The sequence below is a fragment of the Biomaibacter acetigenes genome, assembly GCF_003691585.1.
GTDB classification, from domain to species: Bacteria; Bacillota; Thermosediminibacteria; order Thermosediminibacterales; family Tepidanaerobacteraceae; genus Biomaibacter; species Biomaibacter acetigenes.
Genome location: NZ_CP033169.1, coordinates 1,562,551 through 1,585,882, shown reverse-complemented (window position 1 = coordinate 1,585,882; position 23,332 = coordinate 1,562,551). Strand labels below are relative to the sequence as shown.

23 protein-coding genes and 2 pseudogenes are annotated in these 23,332 nt (G+C 40.0%); all 25 read right to left on the bottom strand.

Translation table 11 applies throughout. The features are described 5' to 3' along the window. Positions 1-9: 9 nt before the first annotated feature. Positions 10-408: pseudogene (locus D2962_RS19530) on the bottom strand (cobalamin B12-binding domain-containing protein). Between the two features lie 15 nt (positions 409-423). Further along, positions 424-2,101 (bottom strand): annotated as a pseudogene (locus tag D2962_RS07840) (acyl-CoA mutase large subunit family protein). A 150-nt stretch (positions 2,102-2,251) separates the two neighbouring features. After that, on the bottom strand, positions 2,252-3,499 hold the full coding sequence (locus tag D2962_RS07835) for a Glu/Leu/Phe/Val family dehydrogenase (RefSeq protein WP_120767673.1): 1,248 nt from the start codon (positions 3,497-3,499) through the stop codon (positions 2,252-2,254). A gap of 98 nt (positions 3,500-3,597) precedes the next feature. Then, positions 3,598-4,131: a 2-oxoacid:acceptor oxidoreductase family protein gene (locus tag D2962_RS07830; RefSeq protein ID WP_120767674.1), complete on the bottom strand. Its 534-nt coding sequence runs from the start codon at positions 4,129-4,131 to the stop codon at positions 3,598-3,600. A 2-nt stretch (positions 4,132-4,133) separates the two neighbouring features. Beyond that, complete coding sequence (locus D2962_RS07825; protein WP_120767675.1) at positions 4,134-4,952, bottom strand: 2-oxoacid:ferredoxin oxidoreductase subunit beta; 819 nt, start codon at positions 4,950-4,952, stop codon at positions 4,134-4,136. After that, positions 4,945-6,090, bottom strand: coding sequence for a 2-oxoacid:acceptor oxidoreductase subunit alpha (locus D2962_RS07820; protein ID WP_122014652.1), 1,146 nt, complete (start codon positions 6,088-6,090; stop codon positions 4,945-4,947). The genes D2962_RS07825 and D2962_RS07820 overlap by 8 nt, the downstream gene beginning before the upstream one ends. Next, positions 6,083-6,292, bottom strand: coding sequence for a 4Fe-4S dicluster domain-containing protein (locus D2962_RS07815; protein WP_120767677.1), 210 nt, complete (start codon positions 6,290-6,292; stop codon positions 6,083-6,085). The genes D2962_RS07820 and D2962_RS07815 overlap by 8 nt, the downstream gene beginning before the upstream one ends. Before the next feature lie 11 nt (positions 6,293-6,303). Beyond that, entirely contained in the window at positions 6,304-7,251 is a 948-nt protein-coding gene (locus D2962_RS07810) for a winged helix-turn-helix domain-containing protein (RefSeq protein ID WP_120767678.1), read from the bottom strand. Positions 7,252-7,410: 159 nt separating this feature from the next. Further along, complete coding sequence (locus D2962_RS07805; protein WP_245985045.1) at positions 7,411-8,226, bottom strand: PHP domain-containing protein; 816 nt, start codon at positions 8,224-8,226, stop codon at positions 7,411-7,413. Positions 8,227-8,323: 97 nt separating this feature from the next. Then, complete coding sequence (locus D2962_RS07800) at positions 8,324-8,584, bottom strand: stage V sporulation protein S (protein ID WP_120767680.1); 261 nt, start codon at positions 8,582-8,584, stop codon at positions 8,324-8,326. A gap of 97 nt (positions 8,585-8,681) precedes the next feature. Further along, complete coding sequence (locus D2962_RS07795; protein WP_162991146.1) at positions 8,682-9,464, bottom strand: TIGR00282 family metallophosphoesterase; 783 nt, start codon at positions 9,462-9,464, stop codon at positions 8,682-8,684. A 111-nt stretch (positions 9,465-9,575) separates the two neighbouring features. After that, entirely contained in the window at positions 9,576-11,114 is a 1,539-nt protein-coding gene (gene rny / locus D2962_RS07790; RefSeq protein WP_120767682.1) for a ribonuclease Y, read from the bottom strand. A gap of 183 nt (positions 11,115-11,297) precedes the next feature. Next, positions 11,298-11,963, bottom strand: a complete 666-nt coding sequence (locus D2962_RS07785) for an ATPase (protein ID WP_120767719.1) — start codon at positions 11,961-11,963, stop codon at positions 11,298-11,300. 10 nt (positions 11,964-11,973) lie between these two features. After that, positions 11,974-12,210 carry a hypothetical protein gene (locus tag D2962_RS07780; protein WP_120767683.1) on the bottom strand — a complete coding sequence of 79 codons (237 nt, stop codon included), beginning with the start codon at positions 12,208-12,210 and terminating at the stop codon, positions 11,974-11,976. A gap of 26 nt (positions 12,211-12,236) precedes the next feature. After that, positions 12,237-13,079, bottom strand: a complete 843-nt coding sequence (locus tag D2962_RS07775; RefSeq protein WP_122014651.1) for a hypothetical protein — start codon at positions 13,077-13,079, stop codon at positions 12,237-12,239. 131 nt (positions 13,080-13,210) lie between these two features. Continuing rightward, positions 13,211-13,540 carry an AAA family ATPase gene (locus D2962_RS07770; RefSeq protein WP_122014650.1) on the bottom strand — a complete coding sequence of 110 codons (330 nt, stop codon included), beginning with the start codon at positions 13,538-13,540 and terminating at the stop codon, positions 13,211-13,213. A 1-nt stretch (position 13,541) separates the two neighbouring features. Then, positions 13,542-14,546: a metallophosphoesterase family protein gene (locus D2962_RS07765; protein WP_120767685.1), complete on the bottom strand. Its 1,005-nt coding sequence runs from the start codon at positions 14,544-14,546 to the stop codon at positions 13,542-13,544. A 1-nt stretch (position 14,547) separates the two neighbouring features. Continuing rightward, entirely contained in the window at positions 14,548-15,579 is a 1,032-nt protein-coding gene (gene recA / locus D2962_RS07760; RefSeq protein ID WP_120767686.1) for a recombinase RecA, read from the bottom strand. A gap of 58 nt (positions 15,580-15,637) precedes the next feature. Further along, on the bottom strand, positions 15,638-16,204 hold the full coding sequence (gene thpR / locus D2962_RS07755) for an RNA 2',3'-cyclic phosphodiesterase (protein WP_120767687.1): 567 nt from the start codon (positions 16,202-16,204) through the stop codon (positions 15,638-15,640). Further along, positions 16,201-17,592: a metallophosphoesterase family protein gene (locus D2962_RS07750; RefSeq protein WP_122014649.1), complete on the bottom strand. Its 1,392-nt coding sequence runs from the start codon at positions 17,590-17,592 to the stop codon at positions 16,201-16,203. Before D2962_RS07750 ends, thpR begins: the two co-directional genes overlap by 4 nt. Continuing rightward, the gene (locus D2962_RS07745) at positions 17,593-18,834 is read right to left on the bottom strand and encodes a competence/damage-inducible protein A (protein WP_122014648.1); all 1,242 of its coding nucleotides are present in this window, start codon (positions 18,832-18,834) and stop codon (positions 17,593-17,595) included. Between the two features lie 74 nt (positions 18,835-18,908). Continuing rightward, positions 18,909-20,384 carry an AAA family ATPase gene (locus D2962_RS07740; protein ID WP_122014647.1) on the bottom strand — a complete coding sequence of 492 codons (1,476 nt, stop codon included), beginning with the start codon at positions 20,382-20,384 and terminating at the stop codon, positions 18,909-18,911. Positions 20,385-20,403: 19 nt separating this feature from the next. Next, complete coding sequence (locus D2962_RS07735) at positions 20,404-20,919, bottom strand: hypothetical protein (protein WP_120767691.1); 516 nt, start codon at positions 20,917-20,919, stop codon at positions 20,404-20,406. Between the two features lie 102 nt (positions 20,920-21,021). Then, a complete protein-coding gene (gene rimO / locus D2962_RS07730; protein ID WP_122014646.1) occupies positions 21,022-22,344 on the bottom strand; it encodes a 30S ribosomal protein S12 methylthiotransferase RimO in 1,323 nt (440 codons plus the stop codon). Between the two features lie 76 nt (positions 22,345-22,420). Continuing rightward, positions 22,421-23,260 (bottom strand): helix-turn-helix domain-containing protein, encoded by an 840-nt coding sequence (locus D2962_RS07725; RefSeq protein ID WP_162991145.1) that lies wholly within the window; start codon positions 23,258-23,260, stop codon positions 22,421-22,423. Between the last annotated feature and the right edge of the window lie 72 nt (positions 23,261-23,332).

Here is a 23,332-nt window from a genome sequence, read left to right as displayed (position 1 = left end):
TTTCGGTTTTTATTTAACGTGAGATTTTATAAATTCTATTATCTTTGACGAGGGTGTGCCCGGGGTAAATACTTCGGCTATACCTGCTGCTTTAAGGCCGGGAATATCATCATCAGGTATCACTCCGCCACCGATTACCAGGATATCCTGAGCGTTTTTTTCCTTCAAAAGTTCAACAACCTTTGGAAAGAGGAAGTTATGGGCCCCCCGAAAGAATAGATAAGCCTATCACATCCACGTCTTCCTGGATGGCTGCCTCAACTATTTGTTCCGGGGTCTGTCTTAACCCCGTATAAATTACTTCCATGCCGGCATCTCTAAGAGCTCTGGCTATTACTTTGCTCCGCGGTCATGTCCGTCAAGCCCCGGTTTTGCAATAAGCACCCTTATAGTTTTTGTCTGTCCCATGTATTATCACCCCTTCTAAATTGTAATAGAAGCTTTATATTCCCCGAAAACTTTACGGAAGGTGTCGCAGATTTCGCCGAGGGTACAATAACACTTAACACACTTTAAAATGGCAGGCATCACATTTTCATCGGTTTTAGCCACCTGTTCCAGTTCTTTTAGAGCTTCAGCTACCGCCAGATTATCTCTGGTAGACTTTAGTTCTTTGAGTTTCTTTTCTTGCATTATTCCAACTTCAGGGTTCACTTTTAGCAGACCTTTGGGTGGTTCCTCCTCGATCTGGAATTTGTTTACTCCAACCACGATTCTCCTGCCAGACTCCACTTCCATCTGGTAGCGATAAGCACTGTCCTGAATTTCCTGCTGCATGAATCCTTTTTCTATGGCCTTGGCCGCACCGCCTAATTTGTCGATCTTGTCTATATATTCCCGGGCTTTTTGTTCTATGGTATTGGTAAGATGTTCCACATAGTAAGAACTGCCAGCGGGTCAATGGTTTCAGTGACCCCGCTCTCATAGGCTATTATCTGTTGGGTCCTCAGGGCAATTCTCACCGAGTCTTCGGAAGGAAGTGCCAGTGCCTCGTCTCTTGAATTGGTATGAAGGATTGGGTTCCTCCTAGAACAGCCGCCAGTGCCTGTATGGTGACCCTTATGATGTTGTTGTCCGGCTGCTGGGCTGTAAGTGTAGAACCTCCGGTTTGTGTATGAAATCTTAGCATCATGGACCTTGGATCCTGGGCATTAAACCTTTCCTTCATTATCTTTGCCCAGAGCCTTCTGGCCGCCCTAAATTTTGCCACTTCTTCCAAAAGGTCATTATGGGCATTGAAAAAGAAGGAAAGTCTTGGAGCAAAGTCATCCACCGAAAGTCCCGCTTTAATGGCAGCTTCCACGTATGCTATTCCATCAGCCAGAGTAAAGGCCACTTCCTGTATGGCTGTGGCTCCGGCTTCACGGATGTGATAACCGCTGATGCTTATGGTGTTCCATTTCGGCACGTTTTTAGAACAGAATTCAAATATGTTAGTGATCAGTCTCATGGATGGCTCCGGAGGAAAAATGTATGTTCCTCTCGCCACATATTCTTTTAAGATATCGTTCTGGATGGTGCCCGACAATTTATCAGGTGTTACACCCTGTTTTTCCGCCACCGCCATATACATGGCAAGTAGGATTGCAGCGGGAGCATTTATGGTCATGGATGTACTCACTTTATCCAGTGGAATGCCATCGAATAGTATCTCCATATCTTTTAAAGAGTCAATGGCTACACCCACTTTTCCCACTTCCCCCCTGGAAAGAGGATGGTCGGAATCATAACCTATCTGGGTGGGTAAATCAAAAGCCACGGAAAGTCCCGTCTGACCCTGAGAAAGAAGAAATTTATACCTCTGGTTGGACTCCTCGGCAGTGCCGAACCCGGCATACTGCCTCATGGTCCATAATCTTCCCCGGTACATGGTAGGCTGGACTCCCCGGGTGTAAGGGTACTCTCCAGGAAAACCAAGGTCCTCTAAATAATCCATATCCTGTACATTTAATTCTGTATACAGACGTTCAACTTCTATATTGGAATTGGTATAAAACTTTTCATACCGTTCAGGATGCTTGCTCAAAATTTTATTTAGCTTTGTTTCTTCCCAATTTTTCTTTTCTTCTTTTAATTTTTCAAAGGAATTTTTATCACTCATAACTTTTATTACCCTCCCTGGTAATATTATGCGGGTTCTTTGAATATAATATAATATTTTCTAATCAAAGGCAACAATTAATATTTATAAATGTTTACGAAGATATTTTGAAAATCCCTCCCTTAATCTCAGGGAGGGATTATTACATCTTTAGATCCAGCCTCTAACTTTCATAGCGTCAGCTATTCGCTTAATGGAGACCATGTAAGCCGCTTCTCTCATGTTAACTTTGTAATCTTTATGCATCTTATATACCTCGTTAAAGGCTTTGACCATTATATGTTCAAGACGGGTGTTTACTTCTTCCTCGGTCCAGTAGAAGTTCATCAGATTTTGTACCCATTCAAAGTATGAAACTGTAACACCACCGGCATTACAGAGGATATCTGGAATTACCAGGACACCATTTTCATAGAGAACTTTGTCCGCTTCGGGAGTTGTAGGACCATTAGCGCATTCGCCGACTATTTTTGCCTTTATATTAGCTGCGTTTTTGCTGGTTATGACATTTTCTAGAGCTGCCGGCACCAGTATATCCACGTCCAGTTCCAGTAGGTCTTCACCGCTTATATCTTTGCTGCCCGGGAAACCTTTAACCGTCTTATTTTTCTCCTTGAATTCGAGAACGGCTTTTGGATCCAGGCCTTCAGGATTGTATGCACCGCCCTGGGAGTCGTTTACTGCTACAATTTTGCACCCAAGTTCGCTCAATAATCTGGCAGCTATGCTGCCCGCATTGCCGTAACCCTGGATGGCAACGGTAGCTTTGGTCAAATCAAGGCCTAAATTTTTGGCTGCTTCCCTGATAGTGAAAGTGGCTCCACGAGCGGTTGCTTCATTTCTGCCCAACGAACCTCCAATAATAATGGGTTTGCCGGTCACAACACCAGGAGTATTGTATCCTTTCAATGTACTGAACTCATCCATGAACCATGCCATAACCTGAGCATTGGTATATACGTCGGGAGCCGGTATGTCTTTTTCAGGACCAATAATCGGGCTTATGGCTTTGAAATATCCGCGGCTTAACCTTTCGAGTTCACCTTTTGACAATTCTTTGGGGTTGCAGATGACTCCACCCTTGCCTCCTCCATAGGGAATTCCCACGACAGAGCATTTAAAGGTCATCCATGTTGATAAGGCTTTAACTTCATCCAGAGAAACATTGGGATGGAACCTTACACCACCTTTAGCAGGACCGATGGCGGTGCTATGCTGAGAGCGAAAACCTATAAAGGTTTTTGTTGTACCATCATCCATCTTTACCGGTATGGATACCGTCAAAACCCTTTCTGGTTCTTTTAAAATTTCATAAACAGAATTATCCAGACCAAGTTTTTCACAGGCAGATTTGATCTCCTTTTGAACAATTTCAAACGGATTTAATGTTTCTGACATCTTAAACTCCCTCCATTTTTTTAGTTTCCCCAAATAAACTATAATGTTAAATTAAATGAATCATAGACCCCCTTTCATAATTAATAGTTGTAAAAAGTCTAAAAAGATTCTCCCAGCTCAAAACCGGCGTACAATGCTTTTTTATTCAACTCTTCTGTCCCCTTGGGAACCCTGTCCATGACAGCTTTCTCAACAGAAACTTTTGACACGATCTTTGTTGCAGTAGTAAGGACACCCAGTGCCACAATATTTGCAACTATAACCCTACCGGCCTTTTTTTGAGCTGTTTCAATTATGGGTAAACTGATTATTTTTACAGGTAGTTCAGGTTTTTTTATACTGGAGTCTATAATAATTACTCCATTAGGTTTTAAATTGTCCTTGTATTTCATCAATGCCTCTTCCGTTAAAGCCAGAAGAATATCGGGTTTTGTAACCTTTGGATAATCAATGGATGATTCACTTATTATTACCTCTGCTCTGCTGGCGCCTCCTCTGGCTTCAGGACCGTATGATTGAGATTGAACCGCATTTTTTCCGTCCAGAATGGCTGCTTCAGCCAGTATAATACCGGCCAGTATCAAACCCTGCCCTCCGGAACCGCTCAACCGTATTTCCGTACGCTCTTCCATCTTCAATTTCCCTCCCGTACTTTTTCTATAACTTTGGCGTATTCTTCCGTATATTCCGGAGCCTGTTCCTCGTAAAATTCACCTATCACAATTTTACCGGCCAGTTCTTCTTTTGATAACTTTTCAGCAGATTTTATAGGAATAGACGCATCTCTTATAAACTCCATCATCTTTACGGGTGATGCCATTTTATTTTTTCTTCCGAAATATGTGGGACATATACTGACTGCATCTACAAAGGAAAAACCTTTATGCTGCAAAGCCTTTTCGATCAATTTTATAAGCTGTGGAATGTGATATACTGTACCTCTGGCCACATAAGTCGCGCCTGCAGATTGAGCCAGTTTGCAAAGGTCAAAGCTCCTATCTATATTTCCGTAAGGCGCTGTTGTGGCATACGCTCCCCTTGGGGTCATGGGCGAATACTGTCCGCTGGTCATGCCGTAAATGTTATTATTAAACACAACGGTGGTAATATCTATATTTCTCCGGGCCGCATGGATAAAATGATTTCCTCCGATGGCGGCACAATCTCCATCTCCCGTGAGGACTATTACTTTTAAATCAGGATTTGCAAGTTTGATGCCAGTTGCAAAAGCCAGTGCCCGGCCATGCGTAGTATGTAAGGTATAAAAATTCATGTACCCGGGAGCCCTGGATGAACACCCGATTCCCGAAACTATACATATCTTTTTCTGGTCCAGTTTGAGATTGTCTATGGCTCGGATAACAGCACCTGTCAGTATACCATGGCTGCATCCCGGACACCATATATGCGGTAATTTTTCTGTCCTGAAATACTTTTCCAGTTCTTTACGCATGGCCCATCACCTCTCTCACCTTAACTATAACCTCATCGGGAGTTATCAATTCTCCGTTAAATTTGTTTAAACCTACAACATTGAATCTTCCCCCAGCTGATGCCCGTACTGTTTCTACCATCTGCCCAAAATTCATCTCTGCCACTATCAAATTCTTTACCTGTGACGATAAATTTTGTATGGCTTTATGGGCAAAAGGCCAGATGGTCTTTAGCCTTATCATGCCGATTTTTTGGCCTTCCTGTCTCATCAGATGCACCGCTCTCAGCACCGAACGGGCGGTAGAGCCGAAAGAGATTACTACAGATTCAGCATCTTCTACAAAAATGCTTTCATAATCCAGAATATCATCCAGATTGTCAAAAATCTTTTTCATAAGTCTGTTTATAAGGGCTTCAGTAACCCTGGCATTAGTTGATGGAAAGCCCGTTACATCATGGATAAGGCCTGTAACATGGAAGGACATCCCCTCTCCGAAACTGGCCATAGGTGGAATTCCATCACCGTCATAATCCCTGTAAGGTTCATAATTCACGATGGAGGGAGCAGGCTTTTTCCTGTTTATAATTTTAATTGTAGATGGATCAGGCAGTTCTACTTTTTCCCTCATGTGCGCCACAACTTCATCCATTAAAAGAATGCATGGTACCCTGTATTTTTCCGAAAGGTTAAAAGCTCTAATGGTCAGTTCATATACTTCTTTCACATAGGAAGGTGAAAGGACAATAATCGGATGATCACCGTGAGTCCCCCACCTTGCCTGCATCACATCTCCTTGAGCCGGCAGTGTGGGCAATCCAGTGCTGGGTCCACCGCGTTGGACATTCACTATCACGCATGGCACTTCAGTTAGACTGGCAAATCCTATATTTTCCTGTTTTAACGAAAAACCCGGACCGCTGGTGGCTGTCATAGCTTTCAACCCTGTGAGAGATGCTCCGATAACTGCACCCATGCTTGCGATCTCGTCTTCCATCTGGATAAATTTACCACCGACCTTTGGCAATTTCTCCGCCGAAAGTTCTGCGATTTCCGTAGAAGGAGTAATGGGATATCCGGCATAAAATCTCATTCCGGCAGCAATGGCTCCTTCGACACACGCCTCGTTTCCCTGCATTAATCTTGCTTCACTACTCATCTTCTTTACCCCCTACCACAATGGCATAGTCGGGACATCTCAGTTCACATAATTTGCATTTTGTACATGCATCCAAATTTACTACTACTGGTTTCCCGTTTTCTGATGAAAAAACTTTCCTGGGGCAAAAAGCTATACAAATACCGCATCTTTTACATGCCTTATCATTGATATCAATTTTGAAAGTTTTTTCCGACACCATATCACCCCTATTCAACGGTTTTTTAATATTACTGATTTAAGCAAATTAATTGATCCCATGTCGGGAACAAAGATAAACTCAATAATATCTTTATCATCTTTAAAGGGCAATATTTCCTTTTTCCTGCCAGGAGAAACTATAATAACATCGAGGCTTTGAACAAAATTTTTTATTTCATCGGAATCAGTGGATGTTTCAATTTTGATATTATCAAAATAAAGACCTGCTTCAAAAATAGCATTTTTAACCTTCTCCGCAAAATTTTGTGAAATAGATAAAATCCCCACATTGTTGTTTCTATTAATTCTAGCTATCTTTATTATACTCTCCAGTTGAGGGTTTAAAGCCATCGGCAGGATTTCTATATTCTTGTCTTTAATCAAAGTTTTAACTTCATCTATATGGAAAAAAGTTGTAACTATGAAATCATGGGATTGTATCTTTTTATTGATGTCTTCTATATTTTTTTTAAAGTCCTGAAGCAAAATGGGGGTAATGGTAACTCCAGCTCCCAGTTCAAGCTCCTTACTAAAATAGTCTAGTTGTTCTCTGTTGCATTCTATGAAAACCAGCTTTATCTTTTTTAATTCCTGAATGTATCTATTTATTCTTGCCCTGCATAAATCCAGAAATTCATCGGGCTCAACTCCTATTTTTACTGAGGTTTGTATGCAGTAATCTATATTTTCTATAAGCCTATCTACTTGAGAATCTTTTTGCATTGAATGTCTGTTTATCACGAAAGTTCCCCTGCCCTGATGGGAAGTTATTATTCCTTCCTTTTCCAGTTCTTTATAAGCCAAACTGACAGTCTTTCTGCTGACATCCAGGGTTTTTGCCAGCTCCCTTTCGGTTGGAAGCTTATAACCAATCGTCCATTTTTTCTCATCAATATTTCTTTTAATATACTGTTTTACCTGTAAATAGAGAGGAGTTTTTTGCACTTTAAATTGAATCATTGGCACTCTCCCTCGGGAATAATGGCTCTTTTATAGTCCATTTAGTCCTTTTACAATTTATTATATTCTACATATATCATCAAAATCCTGCAATCACGATAAAAAAATTAAAAAAAAATAAGCCAATTAAAAATATTGGCTTTTTGTATACATAAAGCCTTACATACAGCACCTTGATTTTTCCTGTTTTAATTTTAATACAAATTCCCATGGAATATCCAGGGTACCTAGTAAAAGCGGGGTTTCACCATGACTGTCGGAGCCGCCGGTCATCAACAGGCCCCTATCGGATGCAAAGTTCATATAATATTTTACCTGCTCGATGGTGTGGTCTTTATGATATACTTCAATACCCATAATACCATAATCGATTAACTCATGTATAATATGTTTTTCGTACAGCAATCCCGGATGAGCTAGAACAGGGATTCCCTTGCTCTGTTTTATTATATCCACAGCATTAAAAGGAGTTAGTTTATGTCTGGGGACATAAGCCGGTCTGCCGGGATTTAGAAACTTTTCAAAAGCATCTTCTATACACTTCGCATATCCTTTATCTATCAATACTCTTGCCACATGGGGACGGCCTAGAGATGGCCCGGTAGCTCTGGCTTTTATTTCTTCAAAACTGATATCGATTCCAAGTTGTTTCAATTTTTCGGTCATTTTTTTCGCTCGTTCTATTCTTTTTTGTAAAAGATCAGTTAATATTTTTTTAAGATCTGGTTTATTATATTCTATAAAATATCCGAGGATATGCACTTCCTGACCGTTATAATAAGTATTAATTTCTAGGCCGGGAATAACTTCTATGTCATTATATTTCCGGGCTTCTTCCATAGCCTGGGGTATGCCTTCTACCGTATCATGGTCAGTTATAGCTATAGCTTTTAATCCTATAACATGAGATTTTTTCACTACTTCCGCAGGAGTAAATCTTCCATCGGAAAATGTTGTATGAATATGTAAATCCACCTTCAATCCTATTTCCTCCAATAAACATCAAAAACTCAATAAAAGCCTGTTTATAATATTAACAGGCTTTTATTAAAATATCCATATCTATTTTTATTTATCTAGGTTCAACAATCAGCTTCATGGCAGTTCTTTCCTGCCCGTCAATTTCTATATCTGTAAAAGCAGGAATACAAATCAAATCTACTCCACTGGGTGCTACAAATCCCCTGGCAATTGCTACAGCTTTAACTGCCTGGTTCAATGCACCAGCACCGATAGCCTGTATTTCGGCTCCTCCCCTTTCCCTTAAAACACCGGCCAGCGCACCTGCTACCGAATTTGGATTAGACTTAGCTGATACTTTTAACACTTCCATTTATCCGATTCCTCCCTGCATAAATTGCTTTATAATTATTTTATTCTATGTTTTAATGAAAAGTCCTTGTTTTGTAAAAAAAATTTTTATTAATTTTTTAAATTTCTTTAATGTCCATGCGCTGTATTTTTTGAGCTTTACCAGTTTGTTCATCTATTTCAACAATTATCCCATTTATCTGTGAAGGGCCTTTTGCTACCTCAAACCGGACAGGGAGCTGACTTATAAATTTTTTAATAACCGTTTCTTTTTCAATACCTAAAATTGAATTCATGGGGCCTGTCATGCCCAGATCGGTTATATAGGCAGTCCCGTTGGGAAGAATTCTTTCATCGGCAGTTTGAACATGGGTATGAGTCCCTGCTACAAGCGTTGCGCGGCCATCAAGATACCATCCCATAGCTATCTTTTCTGAAGTGGCCTCTGCATGAAAATCAACAATCACAATACTGGTAGAATTTTTTATTTTATCTATTATTGCATCAGCCGTTCTGAATGGACAGTCCAGGGCATTCATAAATGTTCTTCCCGAGATGTTTATTATTCCTATGCTTATTCCGCTTTCTATCTTTATTACCTGATAACCCCTGCCGGGTGTGCCCGAAGGATAATTGGCAGGCCTTACCATTCTGGCCTCTTCTTCAATAAAATTGAAAACATCCTTGTTGTCCCAAATATGGTTTCCCATTGTAAGAAAATCAATACCGCTAATAAACAATTCCTGAGCTATTTTCTGTGTAATCCCATTTCCACCCGCTGCATTTTCCCCGTTGGCTATAACAAAATCCACTTCGTATTCTTTCCTCAAAAGGGGAAGCTTTTCTCTTAAGATGGTTCTTCCAGGTCTTCCCACGATATCACCAATCATCATCAATATCATTATTTTCAACTCCCAATTTCCTGTTTTTGTACTGTCATTAATTATTTTTGCAAAAAAAGTGCGCTGAGTTGCGCACTTTATAAAAAACTTATAAAAATTCCCGTGATATTTCTATTTGGCGTATTCTGTAGCCCTGGTTTCCCTTATAACATTCACTTTTATCTGACCTGGATATTCCAGTTCTTCTTCCACTTTCTTTGCAATTTTTCTAGCCATTTCTATAGTACCAAGATCATCGACACTTTCCGGTTTAACCATGATTCTTATCTCTCTACCGGCTTGAATGGCATAGGATTTCTCCACACCCTCAAAGGAATTGGCTATTTCCTCTAACTTTTCAAGCCTCTTTATATAAGCCTCGAGAGTTTCGCGCCTTGCCCCCGGCCTTGCGGCGGAAATTGCATCAGCCGCTTGAACCAATATGGCTTCAACTGTGCTGGGTTCCACATCGTTGTGATGGGCTGCTATGGCATTGATAACCTCGGGGGATTCCCCATATTTTTTAGCAATTTCCGCACCAACCAGTGCATGCGGCCCCTCTATGTCCTGATCAACACTTTTACCTATGTCATGAAGCAAACCTGCCCGCTTTGTCAATTGGACATCTACACCTAACTCTGCGGCCATAGCAGCCGCCAGATGGGCAACTTCTATAGAATGGTGGAGCACATTTTGCCCGTAACTGGTCCTGAATTTAAGTTTCCCAAGATATCTTATCAGGTCACTGTGAAGTCCATGGATACCGGTATCAAACGTTGCCTTCTCTCCATCTTCTCTTATGATGTTTTCTACTTCTTTTTGGGCCTTTTCAACCATTTCCTCGATTCTTGCCGGATGTATCCTACCATCCAGTATCAATTTTTCCAGGGCTATTTTTGCCACCTGGCGCCTGATGGGATCAAATCCCGAAAGAATAACAGCTTCCGGAGTATCGTCTATTATTAAATCTATACCGGTCAAAGTTTCCAGGGCTCTTATGTTTCGTCCTTCTCTACCTATTATGCGACCTTTCATCTCATCATTGGGCAGTGTAACAACTGATACAGTGGTCTCTGCCACTTGATCTGCAGCACATTTTTGAATGGCATAGGATATTATCTCCCTTGCCCTCTTTTGAGCCTCTTCTTTTGCCTGGGTTTCAATTTCCTTGATCATCATTGCAGCATCATGGCGAATTTCATCTTTTATTTTACCCAATAAAAATTCTTTTGCCTCGTCTGTAGTCATACCTGAAATTCGCTGCAGCTCTGCCAACTGCTGGGAATATAATTCATTGACTTTTTCATGAAGCTGATTTATTTCAGCCTCTTTTCTGGAAATCATTTCTTCCTTTTTTTCAATGGCTTCCATCTTGCGGTCCAGAGATTCTTCCTTCTGAACCAGTCTTCTTTCAGAGCGTTGTAATTCATTTCTTCTTTCACGAAGGTCTTTTTCTGATTCGTTTTTTAACTTGAGTATTTCCTCTTTTGCCTCTACCAGGGCTTCTCTTTTCATGGATTCGGCTTTTTTCTCTGCTTCATCTAAAATCTTCTTTGCGGATTCTTCCGCTGAATTTATCTTGGCCTCAGCTATATATTTCCTGATTAAATAACCGGCGGCCAATGTTACTAACCCTGTGATTATGGTTATAACAATGCTCAAAAGATTAATACCTATTCACCTCCTCCTGGATAAAACAATAAAAACCGAGGGGAACTCGGTTTTATGAATTAAATAGAGAAAACTCTAATTTAATTTAAAGTTCGTATCCCCGAATCCATTAATCTGCTCCTTGAAAAAATTCATATCAATTTAATTTTATACTTTTTTAATAATCATGTCAAGAAAAACAAACTATGGATTATAAACTGTGACCACACTGGAGCCATCCTTTAGTTCCACCCTGTATGCAAGGTCCGCTATTTCACTCAGATACTGGTTATGGGTTATCATTATTATTTGCCTGTGAAATACTTCGCTGATCTGTTTTAAAAACTGGGCTACATTGGCAATGTATTCGCTGCTCACATGCTTGGCGGGTTCATCCAGTATCAGCGGTCCGTCACCGTAGGAACTCGTGCTTTGAATAACGGCAATCCTTAATGCCAGAGCTATTACATCCACTATCCCTCCGCCCCTGGCATCCTGAGGCTTTGTTTTTACTTTCATATTGTCGAAAATTGAAATTACATAAAACTCGGCATCGGCTTTACCCCGTATCTCACTTAATTCTATTTTAAATTCCAGGTAGGGGCCAAATACAAACTGCAGGCAGTGGGTTACCAGCATTTCTATTTGTTGTTTGATCTGTTCCCTGGCATATTCGGAAGCCCGCTGCAACAATATGCGAACCTGTTCCAGCGTGTCGATCATACAGTTAACCTTGTGTAATTCTTCTATTTTGCCGCCCAAATCTTTTTCCAGCTTTTGCTTCATGCTTTTTTTCATGGCACATTTGAGTGCAAAAGCTTCGTAATCTTTTTCAAGTTCTTCAACGATTTTTTCATATTGATCTGGCATTTTTTCACCTCTATACATCCTGCGGTAAAAGTCTTTTGGCTTTTTCGATTAACTCCTTCAGCTCTTTATTTAAATTATTTATTTCTGTATCGAGTTCCTCAGGCTTTACATTCAATTTAGCCAGTTCATCTAAAAGCTGCTGTTTTTGTTTCTGAAGTTCTTCAAGGCGGGCTTCTGCTTTATAGCGCAAAGCCTTAGCCCTGTCTATTTTATTCTTTAACTCCTGGATTTCCTTTTCTGGGTCCATAATAATAAGTTACACTCCTTTTACTTCTAAGACTCAAGCATTTCAACTATTATTCTCTGGGCCGTCTGGTCATCGATGGGGTTCAAGCAGGTGGGGCACCGGGATAGTTTTTTTAGAAGGTAAGCATACTGCCTGGTCATGGAATCTAAGCTTTGTATAATCTGCTTCAAGTACATCTCGCCTTTTTTTATCGAAGAATCCACATCGTTTAAATTTTTTCTTATATTGCCAAGCGATACTAGTTTCATATTTTTCTCAGAAATATTTTCTATCTGATTCTCGGTGTCCCGGACATGTTCAAAACTGCCCAGTTGCCTGCTTTGATCCTTCATTTGCTGGTCAATTAAAATCATCTTTTTGAGTATCTGGTCATATTTCCGGACTTTTTCTTTTATTTCCTCCAGTTCCTGAGAAATTTTTTCTGCTGCAAAAATCCCTTCGGTATTTCTTAGCATACCCTTCATATGGGAAATCTGGTTGTCCGTTTCATATATCCTCCTGTTTAAAACCTTTAAAAGTGAAATCCTGTCACTATTATTGACAATTTTATGGTAGATTGTTTCGGCTTTTCCTACGTTTGTTGTTTTGTCGAGGATGTTACAGGCTTCTTCTATGCCCTGCGTAGTGGGTACCAGCCTTTGTCTGATTTCTGTAAATCTAACTAATAAAGCTCTTTTTTGTTTTATTTCATTCAGAAGAACTTTGAGAGCAGCACTTCTGCTTTCAAGAGCCGGAAGGTCCTGATAATTCTTCAGTTCTTCATTTATATCGGAAATTTCTCTGTTTATTAACTTTTTACGTTGTTCTGCGTCCATTAAGTCTCTTATGGTATTCCTCTGAGCCGCATCAATAATATGGACTCCTATCAACTGTCCCAGAGCCTTCGCTCTGGTGCTTCCACTTTCAGAAATGAGAAAGGGAGCTTCCAGTTGTTCGGCTAAATTTACCGCAGATGTGGAATCTCTGTCGATATGAATTTTGGGTATACCGTGGGCCCTGGTTATTTCAAAGGGGACACCGTTTCCAAAACCTTCAAAATCTGTTCCTGGCCATCTTTTCTTAATATATACCTGTTTTTGTTTCCATCTCTTTCCCTGATGATCACAGTTCCATTACTCATCTCCAGGGTAACCCTGCAATATTTACAGCCTACGGTAATGAAATCGGTTCCCCGAGGTTCATTATACAAAACCCACTTTAAAGCTCGTATGATGGCGCTTTTCCCCTGATCTGTAGGGCCAAGTATCACCGTCAATCCTTCATCCAATGAGATTTCAGTATTTTTGTGGGATTGAAAATTGACAAGCTTTATGCTTTTAATATAACTCAATTTAACTCACCTCGGGGTATTCCTCGCCGCCGTTTTGAGATAACATTTCCTGAGCGGCTCCAATCCTTTGTAAAGCCTCTTTTACGACCTCTTCCTTGATATTTTGCTGTCTCGAAATCTCTTCTATGATTTTGTTTATATTTATGGTATTGTACTGACCTGTAGAATATATACCCTGTATAAATTCCGCCAGCTTTTTTTCTCTAAATGCTAAAGCCTGTACTTTTGTCCTGTCAAGGACCTCATCACCGGGTAATGCACAATTTAGATTTGTTTCGATTATATCTATATTTTCATTTATATCAATAATGATGACTTTAGGCATTCTTAAAAGTTCATTCATGCTATTGTTAATCCTGACAAGGCTTCCCGGATTTATAAAGAATTTACCATCGATTACCTTTGTATTAAAGCCCGTATGATAATGGCCGCTCAATGTAATATCGGCCTGGGTACCTACTATTTCTTCTATAAGAGTATAAGACATGCCTTCAAAAAATGGTTTTTCAAGAAGCATCCCATGAACCATATGGATGGCGAAATTCACATCATGGCTTTTTTCCACCATATAACTCTGCCTCTTGTCTTCACCGTCTATCCCGTAAAAATAAGGTTGGCCGGTGAGTTGGATTTTCCTTGGACCATCTTCAAAAATCAATTTTTCTCCCGGTTGAATCAATTTTATAATACCCATGCCATCCAGTAATCCCAGCATGGTTCTGTTAACCGTAAGGGGATTCTGTCCATATATGTCATGATTTCCTGCTACAGCATATACCGGGATGGAATATTTATTTAATAAAACCACAAATTCCCTGACCAATGATGGAGATACATCAGGCCTGTCAAAGATATCCCCGCCATGCAGTATAACATCTACTTTTTTTTCAACGGCTATATCCAAAACTTCTTTTATCTTTTTTTGCAGTGTTTCGAGAAAGTTATCCTTGCGGTTCTGCGGATTGGTGCCCTTTATATGTGTATCGGTAAAAAACAAAAACCGCATATCATGCCTCTTCCTCGGATGTTTGGTTTTTTTCCGATTCGGCCTTTATCAAATTGTGATTTTGCTTTACTTTTAACTCTATGGCGTTTAATATATCGGGGTGTTCTTTCAAATATTGTTTTGCATTTTCCCTGCCCTGGCCTATTCTCTCTTTTTCATAGGCATACCATGCTCCGCTCTTTTGAATTATTCCTTCCTCAGCGGCAAAGTCCAGTATGCACCCTTCTTTTGAAATTCCTTCGCCGTAAATAATGTCGAACTCGGCCTGCTTAAAAGGAGGAGCTACCTTGTTTTTTACAACCTTTACCTTTGTCCTGCTGCCGAGCATCTCTTCACCCTGCTTTATGGTTTCACTCTTTCGAACCTCCAAACGGACAGAGGCATAAAACTTCAAAGCCCTTCCTCCCGGGGTTGTTTCGGGATTGCCAAACATCACCCCAACCTTTTCCCTTAATTGATTTATAAATATAGCAACAGTTTTGGATTTGCTGATAGCGCCCGCCAGTTTTCTTAAAGCCTGGGACATGAGCCTTGCTTGCAAGCCCACATGGGCATCGCCCATTTCGCCTTCCAGTTCAGCCTTTGGAACCAGCGCCGCTACTGAATCTACCACTATTACGTCAACCGCACCGCTTCTGACCAGAGCTTCCGCTATTTCCAGAGCCTGTTCCCCGGTGTCGGGCTGAGAGATAAGTAAATTATCCGTATCAACGCCCAGCTTTTTTGCATAAACGGGGTCGAGGGCATGCTCCGCATCGATAAAAGCAGCGGTGCCACCGGTTTTTTGGGCTTCTGCAACGATATGTAAGGCCACCGTGGTCTTTCCGGAAGATTCCGGGCCAAATATCTCTACAATCCTTCCTCTCGGGACGCCTCCAACTCCCAGTGCAATATCCAGCGGCAAAGCCCCGGTAGGAATCACTTCCACGTTGAATCTGGCCTGGGCTTCACCCAGTTTCATGATAGATCCCTTGCCAAATTGTCTTTCAATCTGGGACAAGGCCATTTCCAGAGCTTTTTGCTTTTCAATCATTTTTCTCCTCCTCCAAACAATCGTTCTTTTCTAATTATAATGGGAAATTTTAACGGAGTCAAACAGATTTTTTTAGTGGGCAGGTAAATATATCGGTATAAAGAGGCCCTTCTTTAAAAAGCTTGCTTTCTACCAGGGATATCTTTTCCGCCATAAAAGAAGCTTTAAAATCCGGCAAACTATTTATATGCTGTTTTGAGTTCGGGGCGGATTTAAACCTGCCTATGGTCAGATGCGGCGAAAATGGTTTTCTGTCAAAGCCTAAACTCAGCTTAGTAAGACCTGCATCAATTTCTTTTTTAAGAGCGTATAAAATAGGTGTTTTTTCAATACCTATCCAGAAAACTCTTGGTTCGCGCACATTTGGGAAAAAACCGCTGCCGCTCAAATTAATAGGAAAAGGATCGTATTTATTTGATACCGATTCCATTACATGTGTTATTTGCGTTAAACTATCCAGCTGGGTTTCCCCCAAAAATACAAGGGTAATATGCATATTATCGGGTTTAACCCATTTTATGCTTCTGAAAAAATCATTGGGAAGCAAGTTTTTTATATAGTCTTCAGCATCTTTTTTTACTATGGGATTAAGTTCAATGGATATGAAGCATCTCAAGCTATTCAAGGGGTACGACCTCCCCGGTTAAAGAATACTCGTTCCACCTGGAATCCTGTTTTTAGATTGGATATTTTTATGACATCAGCGGCCATAAGGCCGGTCTTTTGATTATTCCCGGGTTTTTTAAAATAAAGCAGCACAGCCGAATACGGGATATCGCTATTGGTCTGAAATCCCCGTATACCGGCGGCTCCTGTAGTACCGGCATTTATGACAATACTTCCATCTCTATGGAATAAATTTAATTTATGCGTATGTCCATTCAATATGACAGGGACCCGCCCTATTAAATTTTCAGTAATTTTGGGGTTATGAACCGCCAGGATATCCGCCTCACTGTGAGAAATATCAAGCCACTCATGGATCTTTAAATTTTGCTCCATAATTTTCATTTCATCGGGCGGCTCTATATCCCCGGTTTTAGAGGCGGGATCGGAAAATCCCAGCACGTTGATGCCATCTATATTTATCATTTTACCATCGAGAACGGCCACATTTTTAGCTTTTTTCAACATATTTATGACACTTTGTGAATCATGGTTCCCTGAAACATAAATATATTTTACTGACAACTTTGCCAGATTTTTTATTATCATATTTTCCAGCGGGGTACCGTAATCGGTAATATCGCCGGTGTCAATTATGAAATCAACCTTGAAGTTTTTGACCACCTGCTCCATAAAGTCGTAAGCTGCAGGATTATTATGAATATCGCTGACATGCAAAACCCGAATAACCTCATCGTTTCCATCTATAGGGCCGATACCGTCCATTTTTGAAAAGACCGTCGATATATTGTCGGACATATTCTTGAGCTGCTGGCCCAGTTCATTTATCTGAGAAATCCCCTTGTTTAAAAGATTTATAATCCATGGTGCGGCTTTTAAAGTTCCGGAATACTCCGGTGTATTAAAGGCATCCATGTTATAAGTTGCAAAAACCGATGTGAGCAGCAATATTGTTATTAAAAGACCTATGACCGAACACAGAACTACTTCTTTATTTTTAAGTCTTAAAACAATTCCGCCAAAAGCAGCTCCGAGAAGGCCCAGCAGCACAGTCTTGGCCGCCAGTATATAAAGTGTGTGGTTGATTTGATTTTTAAACATTAAAATAAGTTCCCTTTTATTCGGCGCCACATCCAGTATGGATTTTATAAAGTCCAGGTTAATATTCTGTAAAACTATATTTATCTGGACGGGTGCTTTATGGGTGGTAGCTTTGAGTACGCCCAGGGGCGGCAATACAATGGATGTATATCCTTTCCAGGAAAGTTTCAAATTAATAATAAATTCCATGCCGCTTACATTCACAATCAAGCTGTCAAAAAAATGTATGAAAAAAAGAGAACCCATTACAGCACACATAATTTTTATGGCTTTTTTAAGATTCATTCAATCACCTGAACCTTTGAGCATTCTCCTTACCATATGTAGTGCTGCATCCACCGAACGCTGCTTTATATCCATTCTATCCCCTGTAAAAAGGTGCTTTTCAACAATAACAGTTTTTGAATCCGCATAACCTATATAAACCAATCCCACTGGTTTTTCAGGAGATCCCCCGCCGGGTCCCGCTATACCGGTTATAGAAACTCCTATATCGGTGTTGGCAGTAATCCTTATTCCCTGAGCCATTTCCATGGCGGTTTGCTCACTGACCGCGCCATATTCTCCAAGGGTTTCTGCTTTCACGTTAAGTAATTCCTGCTTGGCCCTGTTGCTATAAGAAACCACGCCTCTTTCAAAGACTTCGGATATGCCCGGGATATTCGTAAGTTTATGGGCCATCAGGCCGCCTGTACATGATTCTGCAATAGAAATACTTTTTTTGCTGGTTAGCAGTAGCCCGGCAACTATCTCTTCTATACTCTCATTATCAAAACCGTAAAGGTACTGTCCCACTCTTTTTACTATCTCCTCTTCCACCGGCCTTATCAAATTTCTGGCGGTTTCTATATCTTCGGCTTTAGCGGTAATTCTAAGGGTTACTTCACCCATTTTGGCAAGGGGAGCTATGGTTGGATTGGACTGGCCAACAATCAAATCCTTTATTTTTTCTTCCAGAAGCGATTCTCCTATTTCATAAAATTTTAAAACTCTGGAGAAAATAGTATTTTGGCTCGACTTTGCAAGATATGGGATCACCGATTCTGTTAGCATTGGCTCCATTTCAAAGGGAGGCCCAGGCAACATGATGATTATTTTTTCTCCATATTTTAGCAGTACCCCCGGGGCAGTACCTTTTCTGTTTAAAATGGGTGATGAACCTTCCGGAAGGAGGGCCTGCTTATAGTTATTTTGCGTCATGGGTTTTCCCTTTTTTTTAAAGTAATCTTTAATCCTTTCCAGGGAAGGTTCATCAAGTTGAAGAGGCAGGTTTAAAAATGAAGATACGGTCTCTTTTGTCAGGTCATCCAATGTAGGCCCCAGACCGCCCGTGAATATAATGACATCGGAGCGTTCCAGGGCTATTTTAAAGACCTGTTTAATCCTTTCTTCGTTGTCTCCCACGCAGGTATGATAATAAACATCAACTCCTATTTCCTGCAATGCTCTTGAGATTATCTGGGCATTGGTATTGCTAATTTGCCCTAAAAGCAATTCCGAACCTACAGCTATGGTTTCTGCTCTCATAAAATCACCTTCAAAGAAGTTTTATATACATAATTCGTGGTTTTTTCCCATATCCCTTTATTTTTTATAAATTTTTATGCTGCCCTGAAATCTTTCAAATAATTCCTGAAGGTGTCACCGTCTATTTTTTCGTTTTCTATTAAATACTCCGATATCTTTTGCAAAACATCTTCATTTTCTTTCAATAGATTAAATACATGGTTTTTCTGACTAGTTACAATATTACTTATTTCCTTATGGAGTTCTTCCGGCGGGATCGAATCCCTGTCTACCACTCCCAGCTCAGACATGCCAGAAAAGATCATTCTTTTAGCTAAGTTTACCGCCTGCTCAAAATCGTTGGCCGCCCCAGTGCTGCTATTTCCGAGCACAATTTCCTCCGCTGTAGCACCCGCCAGTGCTACCGCAATCTGAGATTCAAGATACTGCTTTGTATATAAATAAATGTCATCTTCGGATTTTTGCCTCATATAACCCAATGCCTGCCCTCTGGAAGTTATTGTAATCGTGGAAACAGAGTTGGGATTAAACCGTTCACTGATAAGGGCATGACCACATTCATGAACCGCAATGCGTTTTCTTTCCTCATCGGTAGGTTTTCTGCTAAGCTTTTCACCCATAATAACTTTATCTATGGCTTCAATAAAATGTGTTTGATGTATTTTATCCTCTTTGGCCCTCATGGCCAGTATTGCAGCTTCATTGCAAAGGTTTTCCAGGTGAGCGCCGGAAAAGCCGAAGGTTTCTTTTGCAATTTGTTCTAAATCCACATTATCGGCCAGGGGTTTATCTTTTGTGTGTAATTTTAAAATTTCTAACCTTCCATCCTTATCCGGAAGATCTACCCTGACGACCCTATCAAACCTGCCTGGCCTCAGTATGGCGGGATCCAGGATATCCGGCCGGTTTGTGGCTGCAATAACCAGTATATTCACATCTTCATTGGAAGAGATGCCATCCATTTCCACCAGCAGTTGGTTTAAAGTCTGGTCATATTCCAGGTGACTGGTGTGCTTGCCTCTGGTTCCTGCGATGACTTCAATCTCGTCAATGAACACAACTCCATGTTTCTTAGACATCTTTCGCGCCATGTTTCTGGCACTTTCAAATAGCTGTCTAACCCGCTGGGCACCGACCCCGGCATACATTTCGATAAATTCGCTCCCCGATGCAGACACAAAAACCGAATCAATATATGATGTAGCAGCTTTGGCCATAAGGGTTTTACCGGTACCGGGAGCCCCTGTCAGCAATATTCCCTTGAGAGGCCGGATTCCCATTTTTTTTACCTCGTCATAATTTCTTATGAAATCCAGTGCTTCCCTGAGTTCATTTTTAGCCACATCCTGACCACCTATCTGATCGAAGGTTATGTTGTTGTCACCGACTATGACCTTTGAATTATTTTTTAAAAAATTGTTTTTATCCAGGAAGTTGTATAGAATATAAGCAAACACAAGCATAACTATCAAAGGTAAAACATTGATACCATTTATAAGAAGATATATTACAAAACCTGCGGCCAAGCCTATACCTATTTCCAGTAACATTGTTTCTCCTCTCCCTCTATCAATTGGACCTTTGGACTATATAATAAAAGTAATAATTTTCATGTTTTATCTTTATATAAACATTTCTCTGGTTTATAAAAGTTGTTATTTTAACTTTTTTTTCGGATTCGATTTCATCAAGTTTGATTCTCATTGCGGTATAATTACCGGTCTGAACCGCCTCGTGCACAATAAACTGGATATAATTCTCGTAAACATCCTTTATGACGCTGTCCGGCCGGTTAGTAATTAATATTGAAAAGGGTTTACCCTTTAAGTTGTAATTCACTGTATCATACACATCATCATAAGCTTCCATGAAATTATCAATATCCTTGAACTTCACAAAAACAATTACTTTTCCCCTGTCACTTTTTACATCGGCTTTTTCAATCCAGGATTTTTGTGATAAAATATTTACCAGCGATTTCTCTATGGTATATTTTGTATATATCCACTGGCCGGCAAGCATTAAAACCAGTGTAATCGACGTTACTACAGCAATGCGCATAAGTTTTGCCTTATCGATATCCAAATATCTTTCACCCCTTCTGTTTACATAATATAATTATAGCATATTTATAGCGGGTTTGTCCCAAAAAGAAAAAAGGCAAAACTTACATGCCTTTAAGCTATTCTATGATACTACTTCGCCAAAAAGGTCATATTCCAGAGCTTTTATTATCTTGACCGTATAAAAATGTCCCGCTTTACATTCCTTGCAGTGAAATTTTACCGTACCATCTACAAAGGGTGCATCTTTTTGTGACCGCCCTACCATTATATTTTTTGCAGGATCATAATTTTCAGCCAGCACTTCCAGCAGTTTTCCTTTTAGCTCTAAATTTTTTCTTCTGGAAATTGACTTTTGCAGCAGCATCAATTTGTCGTACCTCTCTCTTTTTATTCTTTGCGGTATTTGCGGCTTCAGGGTATATGCAAAAGTCCCTTCTTCCATTGAATACTGAAATGCTCCCAATCTATCAAACCTGTAATTTTGAATAAAATCCAAAAGCTCTTCAAATTCCTCATCGGTTTCAGTAGGAAAACCCACAATAAAAGTAGTCCTGAGCGTTATATCCGGTATATTCACCCTGATTTTTTCTATGAGTTCCTTGATGAAACGGCTGTCCATAGGCCTATTCATGAGTTTTAATATACGGTCATTTATATGCTGTAGAGGTATATCCAGATATTTAACCACTTTTGAACTGTTTTTTATGGTATTCAACAACTCATCGTCAATATTGTTGGGGTATGCATATAATATTCTTATCCAGAAGTCGCCCTCAACTTTCTCCAGTTCTTTTAACAGCATCGGCAGGGAAGGTTTGCCGTATATATCCTCTCCGTAATTGGACGTATCCTGGGCTACCAGGTTTATCTCTCTAATTCCTCGGGATACCAGAACCTCCACTTCTTTTTTTATAGAATTGATATGCCTGCTTTTATAAGCTCCCTTTATTTGCGGTATTGCACAATAAGAACAACAGTTGTTACAACCCTCGGCAATTTTTACAAAAGCAATATAAGGATAAACCGTCAACCTGTTATCAATATCATAATCCAAAAAACTTTTATTTTGAGTAAGATTTATCCTTGCCGGTTCTTTTTGTTGAATTATCTCATCAATCTTATCGAAATCTCCAGTACCTACCACCGCATCCAATTCCGGAATTTCTAAAAGAAGCTCGTCACTATATCGCTGGGCAAGGCATCCGGTGGCAATAAGAAGCTTGCACTTCCCGTGCTTTTTTAATCCCGCCATTTCCAAAATGGTGTCGATTGATTCCTGCTTGGCGGATTCTATAAAGCCACAGGTGTTTATGATTATTACGTCAGCTTCCTTCTGATCATTTGTAATAATATAACCATTCTTTTTGAGTATTCCCAGCATGTATTCTGAATCTACAAGATTTTTATCGCACCCGAGGGAAATTAAACCTACTTTAATAGCCACTTTTATCCTCCATATTCTTTTTTGCTTTTTAAGTATACAATATTTTGTTTGTGTTGTAAATTTAAAAGGAGAGACTTCAATCTCCCCTCTTAAAAATTATGTTTCTAGTTTTTCCTCCCATAACTCCAAAATCCTGCCCGTTTATTTTTAATTTTACTACCGGTGGATTACCCACCCTTATAACCAACTCTTCACTGGCAGTCCAGCTTTTTGTATCTCCCGACCTTAGAGTACCTTCATAAGCAGCCTCACCATCTTTTTTTACCGATATCCAGCATCTGTCCCGGGTTATTTCAAGATTAACCTCTATTATTTTATCCCAAACAGTATATACCGTCTTTTCCGGTGTATCTTCCACCAGTTCTACCATTGTTTTCTTTGTCTGGGTTGAAGTTTCTTCGGGAATATTTGTCTGTGGTATTGAATCGGTGCTTTGCATCGGTGGCGTTATCTGGTGGTTCATATCAGTATTTAAATGCCCGGCCGGTTTGTTCTGAAAAAACTTCACCCCATAAAACAATAAAACCCCAAATACTATAATGAGTACCAAAACACCGATAAATTTAAAATTTATCATTGTATTTATATTTTCATTATCTGATGGCTCTATTGATGAAATGGGGTTTTCTTCTTGGGTTTCACTGATTTTTGTTGCGCTGATTTTTTTGTATTGCTGAAGTATTGTCGAAGGCTCCAGGCCCACAGCTTCGGCGTAGCTTTTTAAGAATCCCTTTACATATACATCACCGCCAGGAATCGCAGAAAATTCGCCATTCTCAATGGCCTGTAAATATTTCATGCGAATTTTCGTAACCTGCTGGATTAGCTCCTGTTGTATACCTTTTTCTTCTCTTGCCTGTCTTAAAAAATTCCCTAATTCTTTAGTACCGTTGATTTCCTGGATGCTCTGGTTCATTTTGACACCTCCTTCTGTTTTATATTTCCCAGGTAATAGCAAAAATAACATTTTTTAGATATTTTTCGACTA

What these genes read in the sequence shown, in the direction of transcription:
- D2962_RS07835 (WP_120767673.1), bottom strand. Translation starts at nt 3,499, where the DNA reads ATGTCAGAAACATTAAATCCGTTTGAAATTGTTCAAAAGGAGATCAAA.
- D2962_RS07830 (WP_120767674.1), bottom strand. Translation starts at nt 4,131, where the DNA reads ATGGAAGAGCGTACGGAAATACGGTTGAGCGGTTCCGGAGGGCAGGGT.
- D2962_RS07825 (WP_120767675.1), bottom strand. Translation starts at nt 4,952, where the DNA reads ATGCGTAAAGAACTGGAAAAGTATTTCAGGACAGAAAAATTACCGCAT.
- D2962_RS07820 (WP_122014652.1), bottom strand. Translation starts at nt 6,090, where the DNA reads ATGAGTAGTGAAGCAAGATTAATGCAGGGAAACGAGGCGTGTGTCGAA.
- D2962_RS07815 (WP_120767677.1), bottom strand. Translation starts at nt 6,292, where the DNA reads ATGGTGTCGGAAAAAACTTTCAAAATTGATATCAATGATAAGGCATGT.
- D2962_RS07810 (WP_120767678.1), bottom strand. Translation starts at nt 7,251, where the DNA reads ATGATTCAATTTAAAGTGCAAAAAACTCCTCTCTATTTACAGGTAAAA.
- D2962_RS07800 (WP_120767680.1), bottom strand. Translation starts at nt 8,584, where the DNA reads ATGGAAGTGTTAAAAGTATCAGCTAAGTCTAATCCAAATTCGGTAGCA.
- D2962_RS07795 (WP_162991146.1), bottom strand. Translation starts at nt 9,464, where the DNA reads ATGATATTGATGATGATTGGTGATATCGTGGGAAGACCTGGAAGAACC.
- D2962_RS07785 (WP_120767719.1), bottom strand. Translation starts at nt 11,963, where the DNA reads ATGCCAGATCAATATGAAAAAATCGTTGAAGAACTTGAAAAAGATTAC.
- D2962_RS07780 (WP_120767683.1), bottom strand. Translation starts at nt 12,210, where the DNA reads ATGGACCCAGAAAAGGAAATCCAGGAGTTAAAGAATAAAATAGACAGG.
- D2962_RS07765 (WP_120767685.1), bottom strand. Translation starts at nt 14,546, where the DNA reads ATGCGGTTTTTGTTTTTTACCGATACACATATAAAGGGCACCAATCCG.
- recA (WP_120767686.1), bottom strand. Translation starts at nt 15,579, where the DNA reads ATGATTGAAAAGCAAAAAGCTCTGGAAATGGCCTTGTCCCAGATTGAA.
- D2962_RS07750 (WP_122014649.1), bottom strand. Translation starts at nt 17,592, where the DNA reads ATGAATCTTAAAAAAGCCATAAAAATTATGTGTGCTGTAATGGGTTCT.
- D2962_RS07745 (WP_122014648.1), bottom strand. Translation starts at nt 18,834, where the DNA reads ATGAGAGCAGAAACCATAGCTGTAGGTTCGGAATTGCTTTTAGGGCAA.
- D2962_RS07740 (WP_122014647.1), bottom strand. Translation starts at nt 20,384, where the DNA reads ATGTTACTGGAAATAGGTATAGGCTTGGCCGCAGGTTTTGTAATATAT.
- D2962_RS07725 (WP_162991145.1), bottom strand. Translation starts at nt 23,260, where the DNA reads ATGAACCAGAGCATCCAGGAAATCAACGGTACTAAAGAATTAGGGAAT.